We start from the raw sequence: 14,306 nt of genomic DNA on the forward strand, positions 1-14,306 counted from the left end.
TTTTATGCGTTTATCCCGTCTGTCTCAGGCATTAATTTTTACCAGTGCAGCCTTGATGCTGTCTGCCTGTGGCAATGATGCTGACTCGAATACGACGGTTCACGATGTAACGCCACCGTTGGTGACAACTGACAGCAACTTTGCCAACGGCTATAGTGCGGTAGCCGCCTTATTTTTATCAGGTACAGTACAAGATAATGGTGGGATCAAATCCATGACTTATCAGCTGAACCAAGCACTTGCGCAGCCATTAAACCTTAATAAAGACGGTGCTTTTTACGACAGCATTTTATTGGCAGCAGGCAGTAACGCGGTCACGCTAACGGCCACGGATAATGCGGGCAACGTTATGCGCATGACCAAAACGTTGTATGTCGGTAATACCGTTGCGGCTGGTAATTCCCATACGGGCGCGCTGCAAAGTAGCAAATTATATGGCTTTGGCGGTAATAATTTTGGGCAAACGGGTCTAGGGATGACCTCCAAAATCGCAGATAGTATCGGACACCCAGACACGCCGATGCTGATGCACAGTGCGCCGCGCAATTTGGTTGCCATTGATTTTAATCAAAATCATTCGTTAGCCATTGCGCAAGATGGACGTGTCTACAGCTGGGGTGAAGACAAATTTGGTCAGTTAGGGCGCGGTGATACTGGGCGTAATGATTGTACTAATAGTAAAAACGACTGCCGCTTAGACATCAGTGCCATTGCGGGTATCGACCATGCGGTTATGTTGGCAGCAGGATACAGTCACAATTTAGTACTAACTGCAGACGGTAGCGTTTGGGCATTTGGCGCTAATGGACAAGGTCAATTAGGCAATGCCAATCTCACGAATGCTAAAAGTAGTACGCCGGTCAAAGTCGACTTTTCAGCGGCACAAGGCATCGGTCGTATTATCCAAGTGGTCGCTAGCGCCAATAGCTCGTATGCGCTCGATGATAAAGGGCAAGTATGGGGTTGGGGCAGCGATGCGTATGCCAATCTTGGGCGCGGTCAAGCGTGTAATAAAGTAAATAATTGCGCCAATTTTAATGCTGTGCCCGTTCTTATTAATGTCATCCCTGCTACCACTAGCAATAACGACAGCTCAAATACAGCAACTAATAAAACGGTAGATAATCCTAACAACATTGAACAAATTACACAGCTTGCTGCTGGACGAGACCATATTTTGGCACTGACCAATAAAGAAACGGTGTATGGTTGGGGTTAAATAGCAACAGCCAAATTGGCTATAACGGTATTGGTTATAAAAATACAGAAAAATCATGGGGCGACGTGATTAGCACACCTACCAAATTGCCATGGTTTAACGATAAAGCCGTACGTCATGTCTATGCTAATGGCAATGCCAGTTACGTACTGCTAGATAATGGCAAGGTCTATCCATGGGGCATGTTTGGCGAGACTGACGGTACAGGTAAAACTGTTTATAACAATTTGAATGAGCCGACCGATACCCTGCCTAGCCTAACCAATATCGATACGATGGCAATGGGCATTATGCATCTGATTGCGCATGAAAAAGGAAGTGAAGCAAATAAAAATGGCAGCTTATTTACATGGGGCTGGAGCTTTGAGGGTTCGTTAGGCAATAAAGACACTACCCATGTTTGGATGTATAACAATCCTATTCCGACCATTTTGCCAAACCAACTATAAAATAAAGAATAGTTATATCTCAAACCACAGAAAAGCGATTCAAAGTAATTTATAGCAACAAGCTACAGAAAGGGGGCATGTCGTATGTCGCCCTTTTTGCTTTATATCATGGTTATTGATAGCTCTTGTCTTACATGTATCAGTCAGTATTTTTAATCACTGTTTTAAACCAATTTTTTTAGGTAGCCCCATGTTTTTACCCGTAAAACTTTTATCTTTTGCACCAATTCGTCCAACGCCTACCTTTTTACTCACCATCATACGTGCCAGCTTACTGAGCTTGACAGTGGTGCTCAGCGCTTGTGGTGGCTCAGATAACAATAACGTATCAGATATACCGAATAACCCTGCCCCACCAGTTATCCCTGACGACAATAACAATAGCAATGATAATAACCAAGCTGAAGCGGATACCAATTGGCTACCTGCAGGCGGTTCAGCCACGATATCGGCGGATATTACTCGTCCATTTTTACAAATCATGCCCAATTTACCCAGCAGCGCGCTAGGCGGTGTGTCGCCAGGGCGCGAGCTATTTATCACGCATTGGACACCTGCTGGTGAAGGGCGCGTTCTATTCGACGGGGTCGGTCCGCTTCTTAATGCCAATGCCTGTACGCAATGCCATAGCGCTGAAGGGCGCAAACCTATTTATCGGGAGAATAATGAGTTAAGTGATGCCATTTTATTTCGGCTTGGCAATAAACAAGGTCAAGCGCACGCGTATTATGGCGAGCAAATGCAGCATCAGAGTATCAATCCCAGCGTCGCGACTGAAGGTCGTATGCAATATATTGCCACAGCAGCAAGTGATAAGTCGCCAGCTGGAATACGCTTTAACTTTACGCCAACTGACCCCAATCAGCCGTTAGGTGATATGGTGATGAGCGGACGTATCTCACCACAACTGGTCGGTATGGGATTAATTGATTTGATTCCTGAAGCCAGCATCATCGCTGCCGCTGACCCAAATGATCGTAATAAAGACGGTATCAGCGGTCGTGCACACTGGGTCGATGTTAATGGTAGCCAGCGTATTGGGCGCTTCGGTTGGAAAGCTATCAATGCCAGCTTACGTATCCAAAACGCCAATGCCATGTCGCAAGATATGGGGCTAACGACGTCCTTATTTATGGAGCCTAATTGCACTGTGAATCAGCCAATTTGCTGGACAGCAATCAATGGCGGTAGCCCTGAAGTAACCGATAGCAGCTTGGATGCAGTGACGGACTTTATGACTGCGTTGGCAGTTCCTGAGCGTCGCATCACAGATTTGCAAAACTTTAATAAAGGTGCAAATTTATTTGCTCAAGTTGGTTGTGCCAGCTGTCATACGCCGAAGCAAAAAACCGGTGATAGCATGCGCTTCCCGCTGTTATCGCAGCAAACCATTTACCCTTACACTGATTTATTGCTTCATGACATGGGCGCTGGACTCGATGATGGGGTTAAGGAAAAAAATGCTGAGAGCGCTGAATGGCGCACGCCACCACTTTGGGGCATTGGCATTGTGGCTCGTGACCCTGCAGCGCGTTTTTTACATGATGGACGCGCCAGCAGCTTAACTGAGGCAATACTGTGGCATGGCGGCGAAGCAGAAGCGACTAAAATGCGCTTTAAGCAATTGCCTATCGCTCAACAAGAAACCTTGTTAAACTTTTTACGTGGTATTTAAAATGCGTTTTAAAATCGTACATAAAAAGTATTATTAAGGAAAATCCAAATCTTAACGTACAAAAAAGGGCTGCCAATTGGAGCCCTTTTTTATACGTTGATAGTTATGACTTGTAACCGTATTAATTAACTATTTAGCTATTTGCATTAACCGTAATTCCCGCTGATTTTTCAGCTGCCATAACCGTTTGACGGATTAAAGTATTGATGGTCATTGGACCGACACCGCCTGGAACTGGCGTATAAGCGCCGGCAACTTCTTCCATACCAAGACGCTGGATATCACCCACACCGCCATTATCAGTAGGATGGAAGCCGGCATCAACCACCACCGCGCCCTTTTTAATCCATTCCGTGCGTATCAACTCAGGCACCCCGACTGCCCCGACCACAATATCAGCGCGCTTAACAGTCTCTGCCAAATCTTGAGTACGTGAATGACACATCGTTACCGTACAGTTGGCATTTAACAGCATCATTGCCATCGGTTTACCTAGAATAGGACTACGACCGACCACCACTGCCTCTTTACCAGACAGTTCAATATTATAATGCTGTAGCAAATGCATAATGCCTTGCGGGGTACAAGACCCAAATGCCGACTCGCCCATACTCATGCGCCCAAAGCCCAAACAAGTCACACCATCCACATCTTTTTCTAGGTCAATTTGCTCAAAGCAAGCACGTTCATCGATGTGACTGGGCACAGGATGCTGAAGCAAAATACCATGCACATCTTGATTGTCATTTAATTCTTGAATTTTGGCTTTAAGCTGTTCAGTCGTCGTTTCGTGCGGCATATCAACACGAATAGAGTCCATACCAACACGTTTGCAAGCATTACCCTTCATACGCACATAGGTTGCTGATGCCGGATCAGCACCAACCAAAATCGTCGCCAAAATCGGCGTACGACCGGTCTTTTCTTTAATCACATCGACACGCACGCGCAAGTCTTGTTCAATCTGCTTGGCAAGCGCTTTTCCATCGAGCACTATCATTGACTGATGTTGCAACGACGTCTGTTTCTCATACGTTGTGGTCTCAGTTGACATGGCTGGTGACTCAGTACTTGATACGGCTGTTGACGATTCAGCTTGTGACATAGTAACTCCATAGATAATGCGATAAAAAAGTAGGATTAGCGCAGATTTGAGCTTGGTATTGTACCTATCTTAGTGCCAAAAACCTACCCGTTAGCCCTTATCTGCTCAAAATTCTTCCTGACGTAATAAACACTATTGTTTTTTTAAAGCCATTCAAACTCAGCCACCAGCCAGCATAAAATGCTGTTTCTGCTCTTTCTTAGTGTTCTAAGTGCTGTAAAAAATCTTTTTTATTAAAAAATATACAATTGAGTAAAAAATAGCTTGTAATTTAAAATATTCTTGCTAATATAGGCGACCTTGATTGGCTGGATAGCAAAGTGGTAATGCACTGGACTGCAACTCCTTGATCGCCGGTTCGATTCCGGCTCCAGCCTCCAATTATTTAGGTTAAATTATTTGAAAGTTTTTATTAATTTTATCTTGCATTAATAATAAAAACCCTTATAATAGCGACCACTTATCTAAGAAGATAATTGCTGTTTAGCAAACTTCACATTAGATAAATACAAGTTTTGCCCGGGTGGTGAAATGGTAGACACAAGGGATTTAAAATCCCTCGCTAGCAATAGCGTGCCGGTTCAAGTCCGGCTCCGGGTACCATTATAGTAGTAAAGAAAATACCGTTAATAATTTTATTATTAACGGTATTTTTTTGTCTTAATTTTAGGCTTAATAAGCCAGTTATCGATATTTAACTTATTCTATTAGATAGAAAATGAAAACGCTTAATGAGTAATCTAAGCTCATAGCCACGAGTCAGATTCTTTTTTGCCATTGAAAATATTGCTCATCAGCTATTTTAAGTAATGCTTCGTCCTCCTTAGTATCGCCATAAGCATATATTTTTTGATATTCATCAAGGTTGACTAGTGATTTCACTCGCTTCGCTTTTTCCTCACCTGAGCAATCGGCATTAGCATATTTACCAGTAAGCGACTCTCTATTCACTTGAAGTTGACTACAAATCAACTCTACGCCTAGTGCATCGCACCAAGGCTTAAGATATACCTCTAGCGAAGCTGACACGACAATTACCCTATCTCCCACTTCAAGATGCCACTTGATTCTCTCTAGTGCATTTGCCCTAATAACTGTTGTCAAAAACTCTCTAGCATGCGTTTCACCAAGTGCCTTGAATTGCGTGGTAGAAAAACCCTTTAAACATACATAAACTATTTGCTGCCGCAGTGTAGAGGCAGAGCAGACACCGATACGGTAACCTATAATTGAGGGTAAAAGCAGCAAACCTCCCCAGTACATTCTTGAGGACGGCACTGCTTTTTTTATGAAAGGTGTGAAGGTATCGCAATGGGTAATGGTGCCATCAAAATCAAATAATGCTAAATTCATAAATTTGCTCTACTCTATCAAAACTGTGGCACGCCATAATAAAAATGTGGCTATGATAAAAACCTACCCTTGCCATAACCCCTGAACATTAATATCACGTCTATTTATGGTCGGATAATCAGCAAAACTTAATTGGTAACCGCCATTTGTATTTGGCACAATTTGGCACCGTGCACCGAGCGGAAAGCTGTGTTTATGCTCAATATGTCCAAAGCGCATACCACTATAAACAGGCAATCCAGTCAGTTTATGCAATTGCTGAATTACAGTTGCCACATCATATCGGGCATCATAGCTGTCTGCCCCTATCCCCGAAAATGCCCCAAGGACAATGGCTTGTTGATGTTTAAAACCACCTGCCAGATACAAATCATACAGCATGCGCTCAATACGATACGGCTGCTCACCGACGTCCTCTAAAAATACGATACCGCCATCAATACGTGGCAAATAATCACTACCTGCCAGCGCTGATACCACACTTAAATTACCGCCCCAGATTGTGCCTGTTATCGGGTTACTAGTATTGCTTGCCAAAATAAGTGGTAATTGCTTACTGGTTAAGTCAGCACTGTTAACATCAATTGTTAGCTTAGGATTGCTGAGCGCTTCTACAAACTGCCGAGAGCTGACTTCATCTGGAATGGTTTTACCAAACTCACTATAAAGCATGGGTGCGGCAAGCGAGCTCATGCCACCTTTTGCCAACAGCGCGCACTGAATCGCAGTCACATCACTAAAGCCTGCCAATATCGTGCCGCGCTCTTGCATAATGCGCCCAAGCGTTTGCCAATCAATCTTTGGCAGCAGACGCACCGCGCCATAACCGCCACGCACTCCAAGCAGTAGTTTGGGCGCGGCAATAGCGCCGGTGGCAATATTCTGTAAGTCACTGACCCGCTGACCATCGGTGCCGGCAAAGCGCAAATATTGGCGACTAACAACCTCAGGATTACTGACTTTAAAACCGGCACACGCCAGCCGTGCTAACCCCAACTGATTACGAGCATTATTGCCGCCAACATTGGAGCTGGCAAACAGTCGCGTCTCAATGCTTGGCACCATACAATTCGTTTGCGCTGCCAACGGCTCAGATATCGACCTTGCATCCAGCTCTGTCAGTGGCAATTCATCCTTGGTAAACAAACTGGTGCTGTCTTTAAAATCATTGCTTTGAAAGCTATGCGCTTGAGAATTACCAACTCCTGCCAAAGTCTGGCTGATGCTTTGCGTCGCTACTAATCCTGCACTAGCCCCTAGCCCTATGTGCCGCAAAAACTGGCGGCGATTTAGCCTTATTACTTTTTTAACGTCAACGTTTTTAACGTTAGCGCTTTCCACTTTATCAGTAAACGTTATTTTTAGGGCTGAGCTTTTGTTAGACATAGGGTTCACCAGTTTTATAAGATTATTATATTTATTGTTATAAAGATTTTCTTAAAGAGTCATATTCTAAGACTGCTTAACACTTTTTATAATTATCTTGATAACATGCCATTGTAGACTATCTTATTATTTAGCCAATAGACGAGCGATTCGATATAGGCTAGATGCTATTAAAATCAACAATAGTTACATTACCCTACTGCTATAGAGCATAGCGTTGTGCAACAAAATGATAACCAAGCGATTTGGTACTTAACGCTCGGCTTGCTATAGTATAGACGTGCAAAATTATGAAGAATATTGATTTTTATCACGGACAATAATTTTAAAAACATTATACAAGGAATAATCATAATGACCGATAAGAGCCAAAGCGACACCAACCTTAGTAAAAATATGCTATATAACGATAAGATAAACCAGAAGAAAGCAGAAATTGCTCATAGCGAAACCAATGAAAAACTGTTAGATGCGGATCTCGAATATATCTTAAATGAGGAAGAAAAACTTAAAGAGAAGCTGAAACAAAGCAGCCATCTTGAACGTTTTGCGACCGATGTGGGCTTATTTATCAGCCTAGTCAAAGACTATTCTCAAGGCAATTACCGCACAGTTCCGTACAAATCTATCGCGGCAGTGGTAGCAGGATTGGTTTATATCTTGAATCCGCTTGATATTATCCCAGACTTTATCCCTGTGCTTGGCTATGTTGATGATGCGATTATTATTGCGTTCTGCTTAAAAATGGTCGAAAAAGATTTGCTCACCTATCAAGTATGGAAAGAAGCGCAAACCGCAAAAGATAGCAATGTCGACACTAAAGCGGATAAAGAAGCTGATACTGATAATGTTACTAATACAGACACGGATGCAGAAACTAGCACAGATACGCCAAGCGCTTAATTTTAATCCATATTAATATTTGATTAAGCCAAGTAAAAAAACGGTAATAAAAATTGTCATACCGTAAAAAAGCAGCGACCTATGAGGGAATCATGAGTCGCTGCTTTTATTTTTATTAACGCTAATTATTAACGACAGTTTTTATGCTATCTAAATAAATATGTTTCGTATATTTTTAGTACGCTTCACACTTAGTCTGGCACATCATAACGCACTTTTTCTGGATTAAGCCCAAACGAATAGACAAAGGTGGCAACCAAACTATTGATGATAATAAAGGGCAAATCAATCGTAGTATGGCCAAGCAAGTAACGCCCCAATAACCAAGAGACAATCAGCATAATAATAAAAAATCCGCCCATGTATCCTAAGATAACGGGATGCTTTAGGTTATAAGACTGCTCAGGTGCTGGCTGTTTGTCTAATATATAAGTACGTATCGCCCAACCTGCGGCATAAGAGAAGCCGCCCAACACCACATAACTAAAAAAATTCATATTATTTGACCGCTTTATCCAAAGGTTTAGAGAGTGATGAGGTTTAGAGAATAATAACGTTATAACTCTGTCGTAGCATTCTTTTTATGCTGCATATTAGCATGCGGATTGGCTAAAACATCTGTCTTGACCTCGTCGCACTCAACGCGATAAATAGTGTTAGCACCTTTATAAATATAAGACAGATATTCGCTATCGAGCAGTGGGTCTAGATTGGCATAAACCGGCTTCACATGCGCCATCACCAATACTCTATCAGGACGCCCGATAATCGCATCGACATTGTTAGGGTCGATAGAAAAATATTTGGGTACATCTTTCGTCGCCATGACCTCTAACGGCTCTGGCACATCCCAAACACGCTTAGCACCGGCAGGCTCCTTCATTTGCATCACCCATTTGCCGTCTTGCTCGCTGACTTTAATTTGTGCAGGCTCGTCATGACTGACGGTATAGCAGCCTGCAAATATGGACAAATCCGGCTGAGCCGCTGTCGCCTTGGTACTTGCTGTATCCGTTGACTCTGCTTGTTGACTATTATCGCAGCCAACCAATAATAACGCACTACAAGCCGCGATACTAACCGCTAGCAGGGAGAATTTTTTAGACATTGTATCTGCGCATAAGCTCAACATAAGGGTATCCTGCATAAGGAATAAAGGCATGAAAAATTAGTTTTTTGAGAGATTAATAATCATAGCCATTTTAACAGAAAAAGACGCACTGGCGATTTTGATATAGGGTTTTATAGCGAGCTTGATACGATAATCTAGGGATTGGTTAATTGCTTGATTTATATTTTGTTTTCGCCACTGGGAGTGTCGCTATCTACAGCAGATTTGTTATAATCAGTCAGCTTTTAATCATTGTCCTTGCCCAATAGTGATGGTATTAATGTAATGGCTCTGATGCGATGGTGTAGACTTTATTTTTATACCGTTTGTTATAAGCCCCTTATAAATTAAATCTTTTATAAACTAAGTCTTTTATTAACCAATTGAGTTTTTATGTCAGATAACGTGATATCGCCCGTCAGTGCTGTTTGCGCTAATAATCCACTAGCTGCAAAACCTGATACCACAGTGGCATATACTGATGGTGCCTGTAAAGGCAATCCGGGCGCCGGTGGTTGGGGCGCACACCTGATATTTAGTGATGGTCAAACCCAAGATTTATATGGCGGCGCGCCCGATACCACCAACAATCGTATGGAGCTGATGGGCGCAATTCAAGCACTCACGCACAGTCCGCATGAGCCTACGCTTGAGATTTGGACCGATTCAAGCTATGTTAAAAAAGGCATCACCGAGTGGGTGGTTAATTGGAAAAAAAGAGGCTGGAAAACAGCAAGCAATAAACCAGTTGCCAATCAAGATTTATGGCAGCAGCTCGATACGCTTTGCCACGCGCGCAAGGTCGAATGGCATTGGGTAAAAGGGCACGCCGGACACGCTGGCAATGAAAAGGCGGATGAATTGGCAAACCTTGGCGTGACCTCCAGTAGCGATGTTGAGAGCAGTAATTTTAATCAAAATTCATTACTCAAAGAGACTGCTGTTAAAGCCACTTCGACTGAAAACACGTTAACTAACAGCATTGCCATTAAAAAAAAAGAGCCTTCAATGTCCAATAATACTTCTCAAACAGACCACAGTGATTGGTTGTTAAACGATCCCTTAGGATTAAATATTATGGATGAGGGCTCAGAGCAGCCTGCTTCACTGCATACATATGACTCTGATACTCAATCAGACTTTACCCATAACGCACCTCTTAGCACCTCTATTTTAGAGGATTCTACATTGGCAGAAGCAGAACCAGCCTTATTAGAAGAAAAGCCACTAGAGGAAGAGTTGCCCAAGTTTGATGGTGATACCAGCCGAGCCAATCCGCATTTTCGCCCACTATTACCACAACCTATTAATCGTCATGCTGCCAATCGCCAGCTGATTATGGATACCGAAACCACAGGACTTGACCCGCTAAAAGGCGACCGCATTATCGAAGTCGGTATTGTTGAAATGATCGGGCGTAAATTTACCGGTGAAAAGCTGCACGTCTATATCAATCCGCAGCGCGGCATGGATGAGGTGGTAATACGCATTCACGGTATCTCTGAGGCATTCTTAACGGACAAGCCTACCTTTGATCAAGTTGCGCAGTCGCTATATGAATTCATGGACGGCGCTGAAATCATCGCTCATAACGCCTCATTTGATATGAATTTTTTATCTATGGAATTTGAGCGCGTTGGCATAACCGATTTTGCTGAGCGGGTGCAAGTGACCGACTCTTTGGTCATGGCAAAACAACAGTATCCTGGGCAAAAAAATACCTTGGATGCGCTGGTACGTCGTCTTGATGTCGGTAAGCAAGACCGAACCTTTCACGGCGCATTATTAGACTCAGAGATTTTAGCTGAAGTATATTTGGCGATGACCGGTGGTCAAGTAGCACTTGCCATTGAAGAGGACAGTCAAGCTGATGGCGGGCACTCAGGCAATGCACACTTTGCCAATCTTGCCACGTTATTGGTCGCATCGAGTGCTGACGAGCACGCGAATAATGAGTGGTATACCAGCTTAGCGGATGATTATCCTGAGATTAAGCATGTTATAAGCCAATGGTAATGTGCTATTTTGCCTAGCTGCTTTGCATAATTATTTTACATCGCTATTTTTATATAAAACCAAGCTAATGTTTAGCAGAAATCTGCTAAGCTGCGTCTAGATTCCTGAAGCAATCGAGCAAATTTATGCATTCACAAGGAATCATAGTTCCCTTTTATAAGCATGATATATAAATAGTGATATTAATGAATTATTATCTTGTTGCTTATTAACCGCATTTTATGGATGAAATATTATGAGCCAATCAGAGCACGACCTGTTAACCCTGCCAACATTGAGTATCACTAACTTCAACCTACCTTCTCTACATTTGTTGCATGATGAAATTATTAGCACGCTTAGGGATACCGAGTCTTACTTAAACGAGTTTACCAATGATCAACAGCAGAGCGCTTTGTTACTTGACTCAATTGAGGTATTAACGCAATTATCGCGTATCTTTGAGCTGATCTCATTGATGGGTGGACAGGTGCTGACTACTGCGATTGTACAGAGCTTGCAGCAGCTGCATGATAGTGGGGATAATACCAATACTGCCCTAATTATGGATTTATCAGAAGCGATTATGACCCTTGATCGCTATATTGAGTTTGTGCTGTTAACGGAAACGATAGAACCCTCTTTACTACTACCTATTATTAATAAGCTGCATGTCCATGCGCATCTTGCGCCGCTTGCTGCCGACTACTTTTTCGACTTCGGCAATAGTAGTGTCATTGTTGCCAATCCTGAACAAAACTTTCAACCTCTACGCGCTATGGATCTTGACGATAAACGCTTAAGCCATGCATTTCGTAGCGGATTTTCTGTCGTCTTAACCAATAATGATGGTCAACTATCAAACGCTGAACGGCAAAAATTGGTCGCTATGAGCAGTGCTTGTAATTTTATTGCAGCTCATAATAACTGTCTATTTTGGCAAGCGGCAGCGGCAGCGATGACAGATATTGAAAGCATCCTACCCTTAAATAACAGCCAAAAACACACGCTGATTTATTTAGAGCAGCAGTTTCATAGTTATTTACCCATTAACGACAGTCGGTTTGCCGAGCTGGTGAGCTTGGCATGCCAGCGAAACCATATCCAAGGACAACAATTACGCAGTCAATATGCCATCAATCAGCTAGAGACACCGCAGCGCGAGCAAATGAGACGTTTTTTATTGGGTCCTAACCGGCAGGTTATTGACACTTTGCACCAGTTAATTCAAGCTCAAATCAATCACATTAAAGAAAAAGTAGACAACTATTCGCGTGGCCATTCACTTACTGCTATTGACTTACAGGTGAACCAAATCACAAAAGAGCTGATTGAGATGAGCTCCACGTTGCGATTATTGCGCTTAAATACCGCGGCATCGGCGTTATATGAAGCAGGTAACGCTGTGATAAAATGGCAATCGCCAAGCCCTAGCGACTTTGACCATCTATTACAGGCCTTAATGAGCGCTGAAAACGCCATGATTACCATGGCAAAATTGCATACTCCAGGTATTGTTAAATTACCTCTAAATAATGAAGGCATCTCTTTACACCAGCTTGATACCGCTTATAATACCTTGATTCAAGAGAGCAGAACCACTATTGCCAGTGCTGAGCAGGCACTAAATGATTATGTTGCTGATAACGATCATGACGTACTACATATTAGAAATCTGCCAGAAATGCTGCATCAAGTTTCAGGGGCAACGCGTTTTTTACAAATGCCCATCTCTTCTAGTATGCTCAGTCAACTGACGCGTTATTTGGAGCGACGCCTCGATATCGACTACCCGCTAGACAATCACTCTCTTGAGCATATCGCTGATGTGTTGATGTCCGTCGATTATTATCTGCAAAGTTATGAGAATCATCGTCCCATCAGTCGTCAGTCATTGAATATCGCGCAAAATAGTTTGACGCAACTTTTGGCTGCTTAGCTTCTAAAATAATTAGTGACTGGCACATTATTGAATGAAAGAACGCTGCACTGGCTCAAGCCTTTTTATAATATGCGTTTGAATATTTAATTGTCTTATTATGGTACTTTAATCATCAGGCATATCCTGCCTGATTGGGAATATGAGTGATGAGTTTGACGACAAGTTTTGTACTTAATAATGAGACTGTATTGTGCCGCTATACGGGCGAAGAATGGCTGCCTATTAAAATAGATATGCCTCACGATTTTGCTAATAATAGCGAACTGTATCAAACATACCAAGTAGGCTGTGTGCCTTTACTGATAGAGGGTGAAGCAGCAGAAATAACAGAAACCATTGTAGTTAATCAGCCAGATAGCCAATCAAATAATCAGCCTATTCTTCCGGCAACATACGCCATAACCGTCTGCTATGCCAAATCTCATAATGTTAACGTACCTGCGCCAACCTTAGAGATTGGCAATGATAATAGCCATGAGAATGTCAATCAGCCGGTTACTTCAGGTAGCGTGGCTTTGGTAACCTATCGCCAGCTGGTGCCCCATTTACCTGTAGCCCTAGCCTGCCAGCTAAGCCAAGCCATACAGCTATTACGCTGGCAAGCAGATACAAAATTTTGTAGTCGCTGCGGTGACGCTGTTACGGTAGCTACCCAAGGTGAACGTGCGATGGTGTGCTCAGGCTGCGGTCTGCGCCAGTATCCTCGCGTACAACCCTGTGTGATTACCGCCATTACTCGCCCCAATCCGCTCACTGGTGAGATTCAGATTTTACTTGCTCATCATCATCGTTACGGTCGGCAGACGCCACCTTTACAATACGGGCTGATTGCAGGTTTTGTCGAAGTCGGTGAAAGTTTAGAGCAAGCGGTTATGCGCGAAGTGGGAGAAGAAGTGGGTATTAAAGTCACTGATATTAACTATGTTAGCAGTCAGCCTTGGCCGTTTCCGTCTAATCTGATGTTGGGCTTTCGCGCCTGCTATGCCAGCGGTGATATTGTGCTCCAAGAAGACGAGCTATCACATGCAGACTTTTTTGATATATCAAATTTGCCGAAAATACCGTTTAAAGGCAGTATTGCTTATCAATTGATTGAGCAAATTGCCGATGAATACGGCATCAGCCTTTAGCTGGTTTATTCTTATTTTCTATGATTAATAACGCTACT

The 14,306-nt window shown here is 42.9% G+C and carries 12 protein-coding genes and 2 tRNA genes; 9 read left to right on the forward strand and 5 right to left on the reverse strand.

Annotation, left to right across the window (positions count from 1 at the left end; all coding sequences use genetic code 11):
- The first annotated feature begins 4 nt into the window (after positions 1-4).
- The 3 genes from AAEY78_RS05355 (at position 5) to AAEY78_RS05365 (ending at position 3,343) form a co-directional block, all read left to right on the forward strand.
- Positions 5-1,219 (forward strand): chromosome condensation regulator RCC1, encoded by a 1,215-nt coding sequence (locus AAEY78_RS05355; RefSeq protein ID WP_352337940.1) that lies wholly within the window; start codon positions 5-7, stop codon positions 1,217-1,219.
- A complete protein-coding gene (locus AAEY78_RS05360; protein ID WP_352337942.1) occupies positions 1,210-1,668 on the forward strand; it encodes an RCC1 domain-containing protein in 459 nt (152 codons plus the stop codon). Before AAEY78_RS05355 ends, AAEY78_RS05360 begins: the two co-directional genes overlap by 10 nt.
- 190 nt (positions 1,669-1,858) lie before the next feature.
- Entirely contained in the window at positions 1,859-3,343 is a 1,485-nt protein-coding gene (locus AAEY78_RS05365; RefSeq protein ID WP_352337944.1) for a di-heme oxidoredictase family protein, read from the forward strand.
- Positions 3,344-3,476: 133 nt separating this feature from the next.
- Here AAEY78_RS05365 and folD read toward each other — a convergent pair whose 3' ends face one another.
- Positions 3,477-4,343 (reverse strand): bifunctional methylenetetrahydrofolate dehydrogenase/methenyltetrahydrofolate cyclohydrolase FolD, encoded by an 867-nt coding sequence (gene folD, locus AAEY78_RS05370; RefSeq protein ID WP_352338055.1) that lies wholly within the window; start codon positions 4,341-4,343, stop codon positions 3,477-3,479.
- 411 nt (positions 4,344-4,754) lie between these two features.
- Between folD and AAEY78_RS05375 the strand changes: the two genes are divergently transcribed.
- Positions 4,755-4,828: transfer RNA gene (locus AAEY78_RS05375), tRNA-Cys, on the forward strand.
- Positions 4,829-4,965: 137 nt separating this feature from the next.
- Positions 4,966-5,051 (forward strand) — tRNA-Leu (locus tag AAEY78_RS05380).
- A gap of 156 nt (positions 5,052-5,207) precedes the next feature.
- Here the strand turns inward: AAEY78_RS05380 and AAEY78_RS05385 are convergent.
- Together AAEY78_RS05385 and AAEY78_RS05390 are read right to left on the reverse strand one after the other, a co-directional pair.
- The gene (locus AAEY78_RS05385) at positions 5,208-5,801 is read right to left on the reverse strand and encodes an HAD family hydrolase (RefSeq protein ID WP_352337945.1); all 594 of its coding nucleotides are present in this window, start codon (positions 5,799-5,801) and stop codon (positions 5,208-5,210) included.
- A gap of 63 nt (positions 5,802-5,864) precedes the next feature.
- Complete coding sequence (locus AAEY78_RS05390; protein ID WP_352337947.1) at positions 5,865-7,187, reverse strand: LD-carboxypeptidase; 1,323 nt, start codon at positions 7,185-7,187, stop codon at positions 5,865-5,867.
- 354 nt (positions 7,188-7,541) lie between these two features.
- Here AAEY78_RS05390 and AAEY78_RS05395 point away from each other — a divergent pair, with 354 nt between their 5' ends.
- Positions 7,542-8,090 carry a YkvA family protein gene (locus AAEY78_RS05395; protein ID WP_352337949.1) on the forward strand — a complete coding sequence of 183 codons (549 nt, stop codon included), beginning with the start codon at positions 7,542-7,544 and terminating at the stop codon, positions 8,088-8,090.
- Positions 8,091-8,281: 191 nt separating this feature from the next.
- Here AAEY78_RS05395 and AAEY78_RS05400 read toward each other — a convergent pair whose 3' ends face one another.
- Complete coding sequence (locus AAEY78_RS05400) at positions 8,282-8,587, reverse strand: hypothetical protein (protein WP_352337951.1); 306 nt, start codon at positions 8,585-8,587, stop codon at positions 8,282-8,284.
- A 59-nt stretch (positions 8,588-8,646) separates the two neighbouring features.
- Positions 8,647-9,222, reverse strand: a complete 576-nt coding sequence (locus tag AAEY78_RS05405; protein WP_352337953.1) for a hypothetical protein — start codon at positions 9,220-9,222, stop codon at positions 8,647-8,649.
- A 372-nt stretch (positions 9,223-9,594) separates the two neighbouring features.
- On the opposite strand from AAEY78_RS05405, the gene dnaQ reads away from it, so the two are divergent.
- The 3 genes from dnaQ to nudC all read left to right on the forward strand — a co-directional run bounded on the left by dnaQ (position 9,595) and on the right by nudC (position 14,268).
- Positions 9,595-11,217 carry a DNA polymerase III subunit epsilon gene (dnaQ, locus tag AAEY78_RS05410; protein ID WP_352337955.1) on the forward strand — a complete coding sequence of 541 codons (1,623 nt, stop codon included), beginning with the start codon at positions 9,595-9,597 and terminating at the stop codon, positions 11,215-11,217.
- A 235-nt stretch (positions 11,218-11,452) separates the two neighbouring features.
- On the forward strand, positions 11,453-13,135 hold the full coding sequence (locus AAEY78_RS05415; RefSeq protein ID WP_352337956.1) for a hypothetical protein: 1,683 nt from the start codon (positions 11,453-11,455) through the stop codon (positions 13,133-13,135).
- 149 nt (positions 13,136-13,284) lie between these two features.
- A complete protein-coding gene (gene nudC, locus AAEY78_RS05420; RefSeq protein WP_352337958.1) occupies positions 13,285-14,268 on the forward strand; it encodes an NAD(+) diphosphatase in 984 nt (327 codons plus the stop codon).
- Positions 14,269-14,306: the final 38 nt, after the last annotated feature.

This window comes from Psychrobacter sp. 16-MNA-CIBAN-0192, from assembly GCF_040309565.1.
In the GTDB taxonomy this organism is placed as follows: Bacteria; Pseudomonadota; Gammaproteobacteria; order Pseudomonadales; family Moraxellaceae; genus Psychrobacter.

Bases quoted from the DNA above. Each gene is read 5' to 3' on its own strand.
- AAEY78_RS05405 (WP_352337953.1), bottom strand. From the start codon at position 9,222: ATGTTGAGCTTATGCGCAGATACAATGTCTAAAAAATTCTCCCTGCTA.
- dnaQ (WP_352337955.1), top strand. From the start codon at position 9,595: ATGTCAGATAACGTGATATCGCCCGTCAGTGCTGTTTGCGCTAATAAT.
- AAEY78_RS05395 (WP_352337949.1), top strand. From the start codon at position 7,542: ATGACCGATAAGAGCCAAAGCGACACCAACCTTAGTAAAAATATGCTA.
- AAEY78_RS05365 (WP_352337944.1), top strand. From the start codon at position 1,859: ATGTTTTTACCCGTAAAACTTTTATCTTTTGCACCAATTCGTCCAACG.
- AAEY78_RS05415 (WP_352337956.1), top strand. From the start codon at position 11,453: ATGAGCCAATCAGAGCACGACCTGTTAACCCTGCCAACATTGAGTATC.
- folD (WP_352338055.1), bottom strand. From the start codon at position 4,343: ATGATAGTGCTCGATGGAAAAGCGCTTGCCAAGCAGATTGAACAAGAC.
- AAEY78_RS05385 (WP_352337945.1), bottom strand. From the start codon at position 5,801: ATGAATTTAGCATTATTTGATTTTGATGGCACCATTACCCATTGCGAT.
- nudC (WP_352337958.1), top strand. From the start codon at position 13,285: ATGAGTTTGACGACAAGTTTTGTACTTAATAATGAGACTGTATTGTGC.
- AAEY78_RS05390 (WP_352337947.1), bottom strand. From the start codon at position 7,187: ATGTCTAACAAAAGCTCAGCCCTAAAAATAACGTTTACTGATAAAGTG.
- AAEY78_RS05355 (WP_352337940.1), top strand. From the start codon at position 5: ATGCGTTTATCCCGTCTGTCTCAGGCATTAATTTTTACCAGTGCAGCC.
- AAEY78_RS05400 (WP_352337951.1), bottom strand. From the start codon at position 8,587: ATGAATTTTTTTAGTTATGTGGTGTTGGGCGGCTTCTCTTATGCCGCA.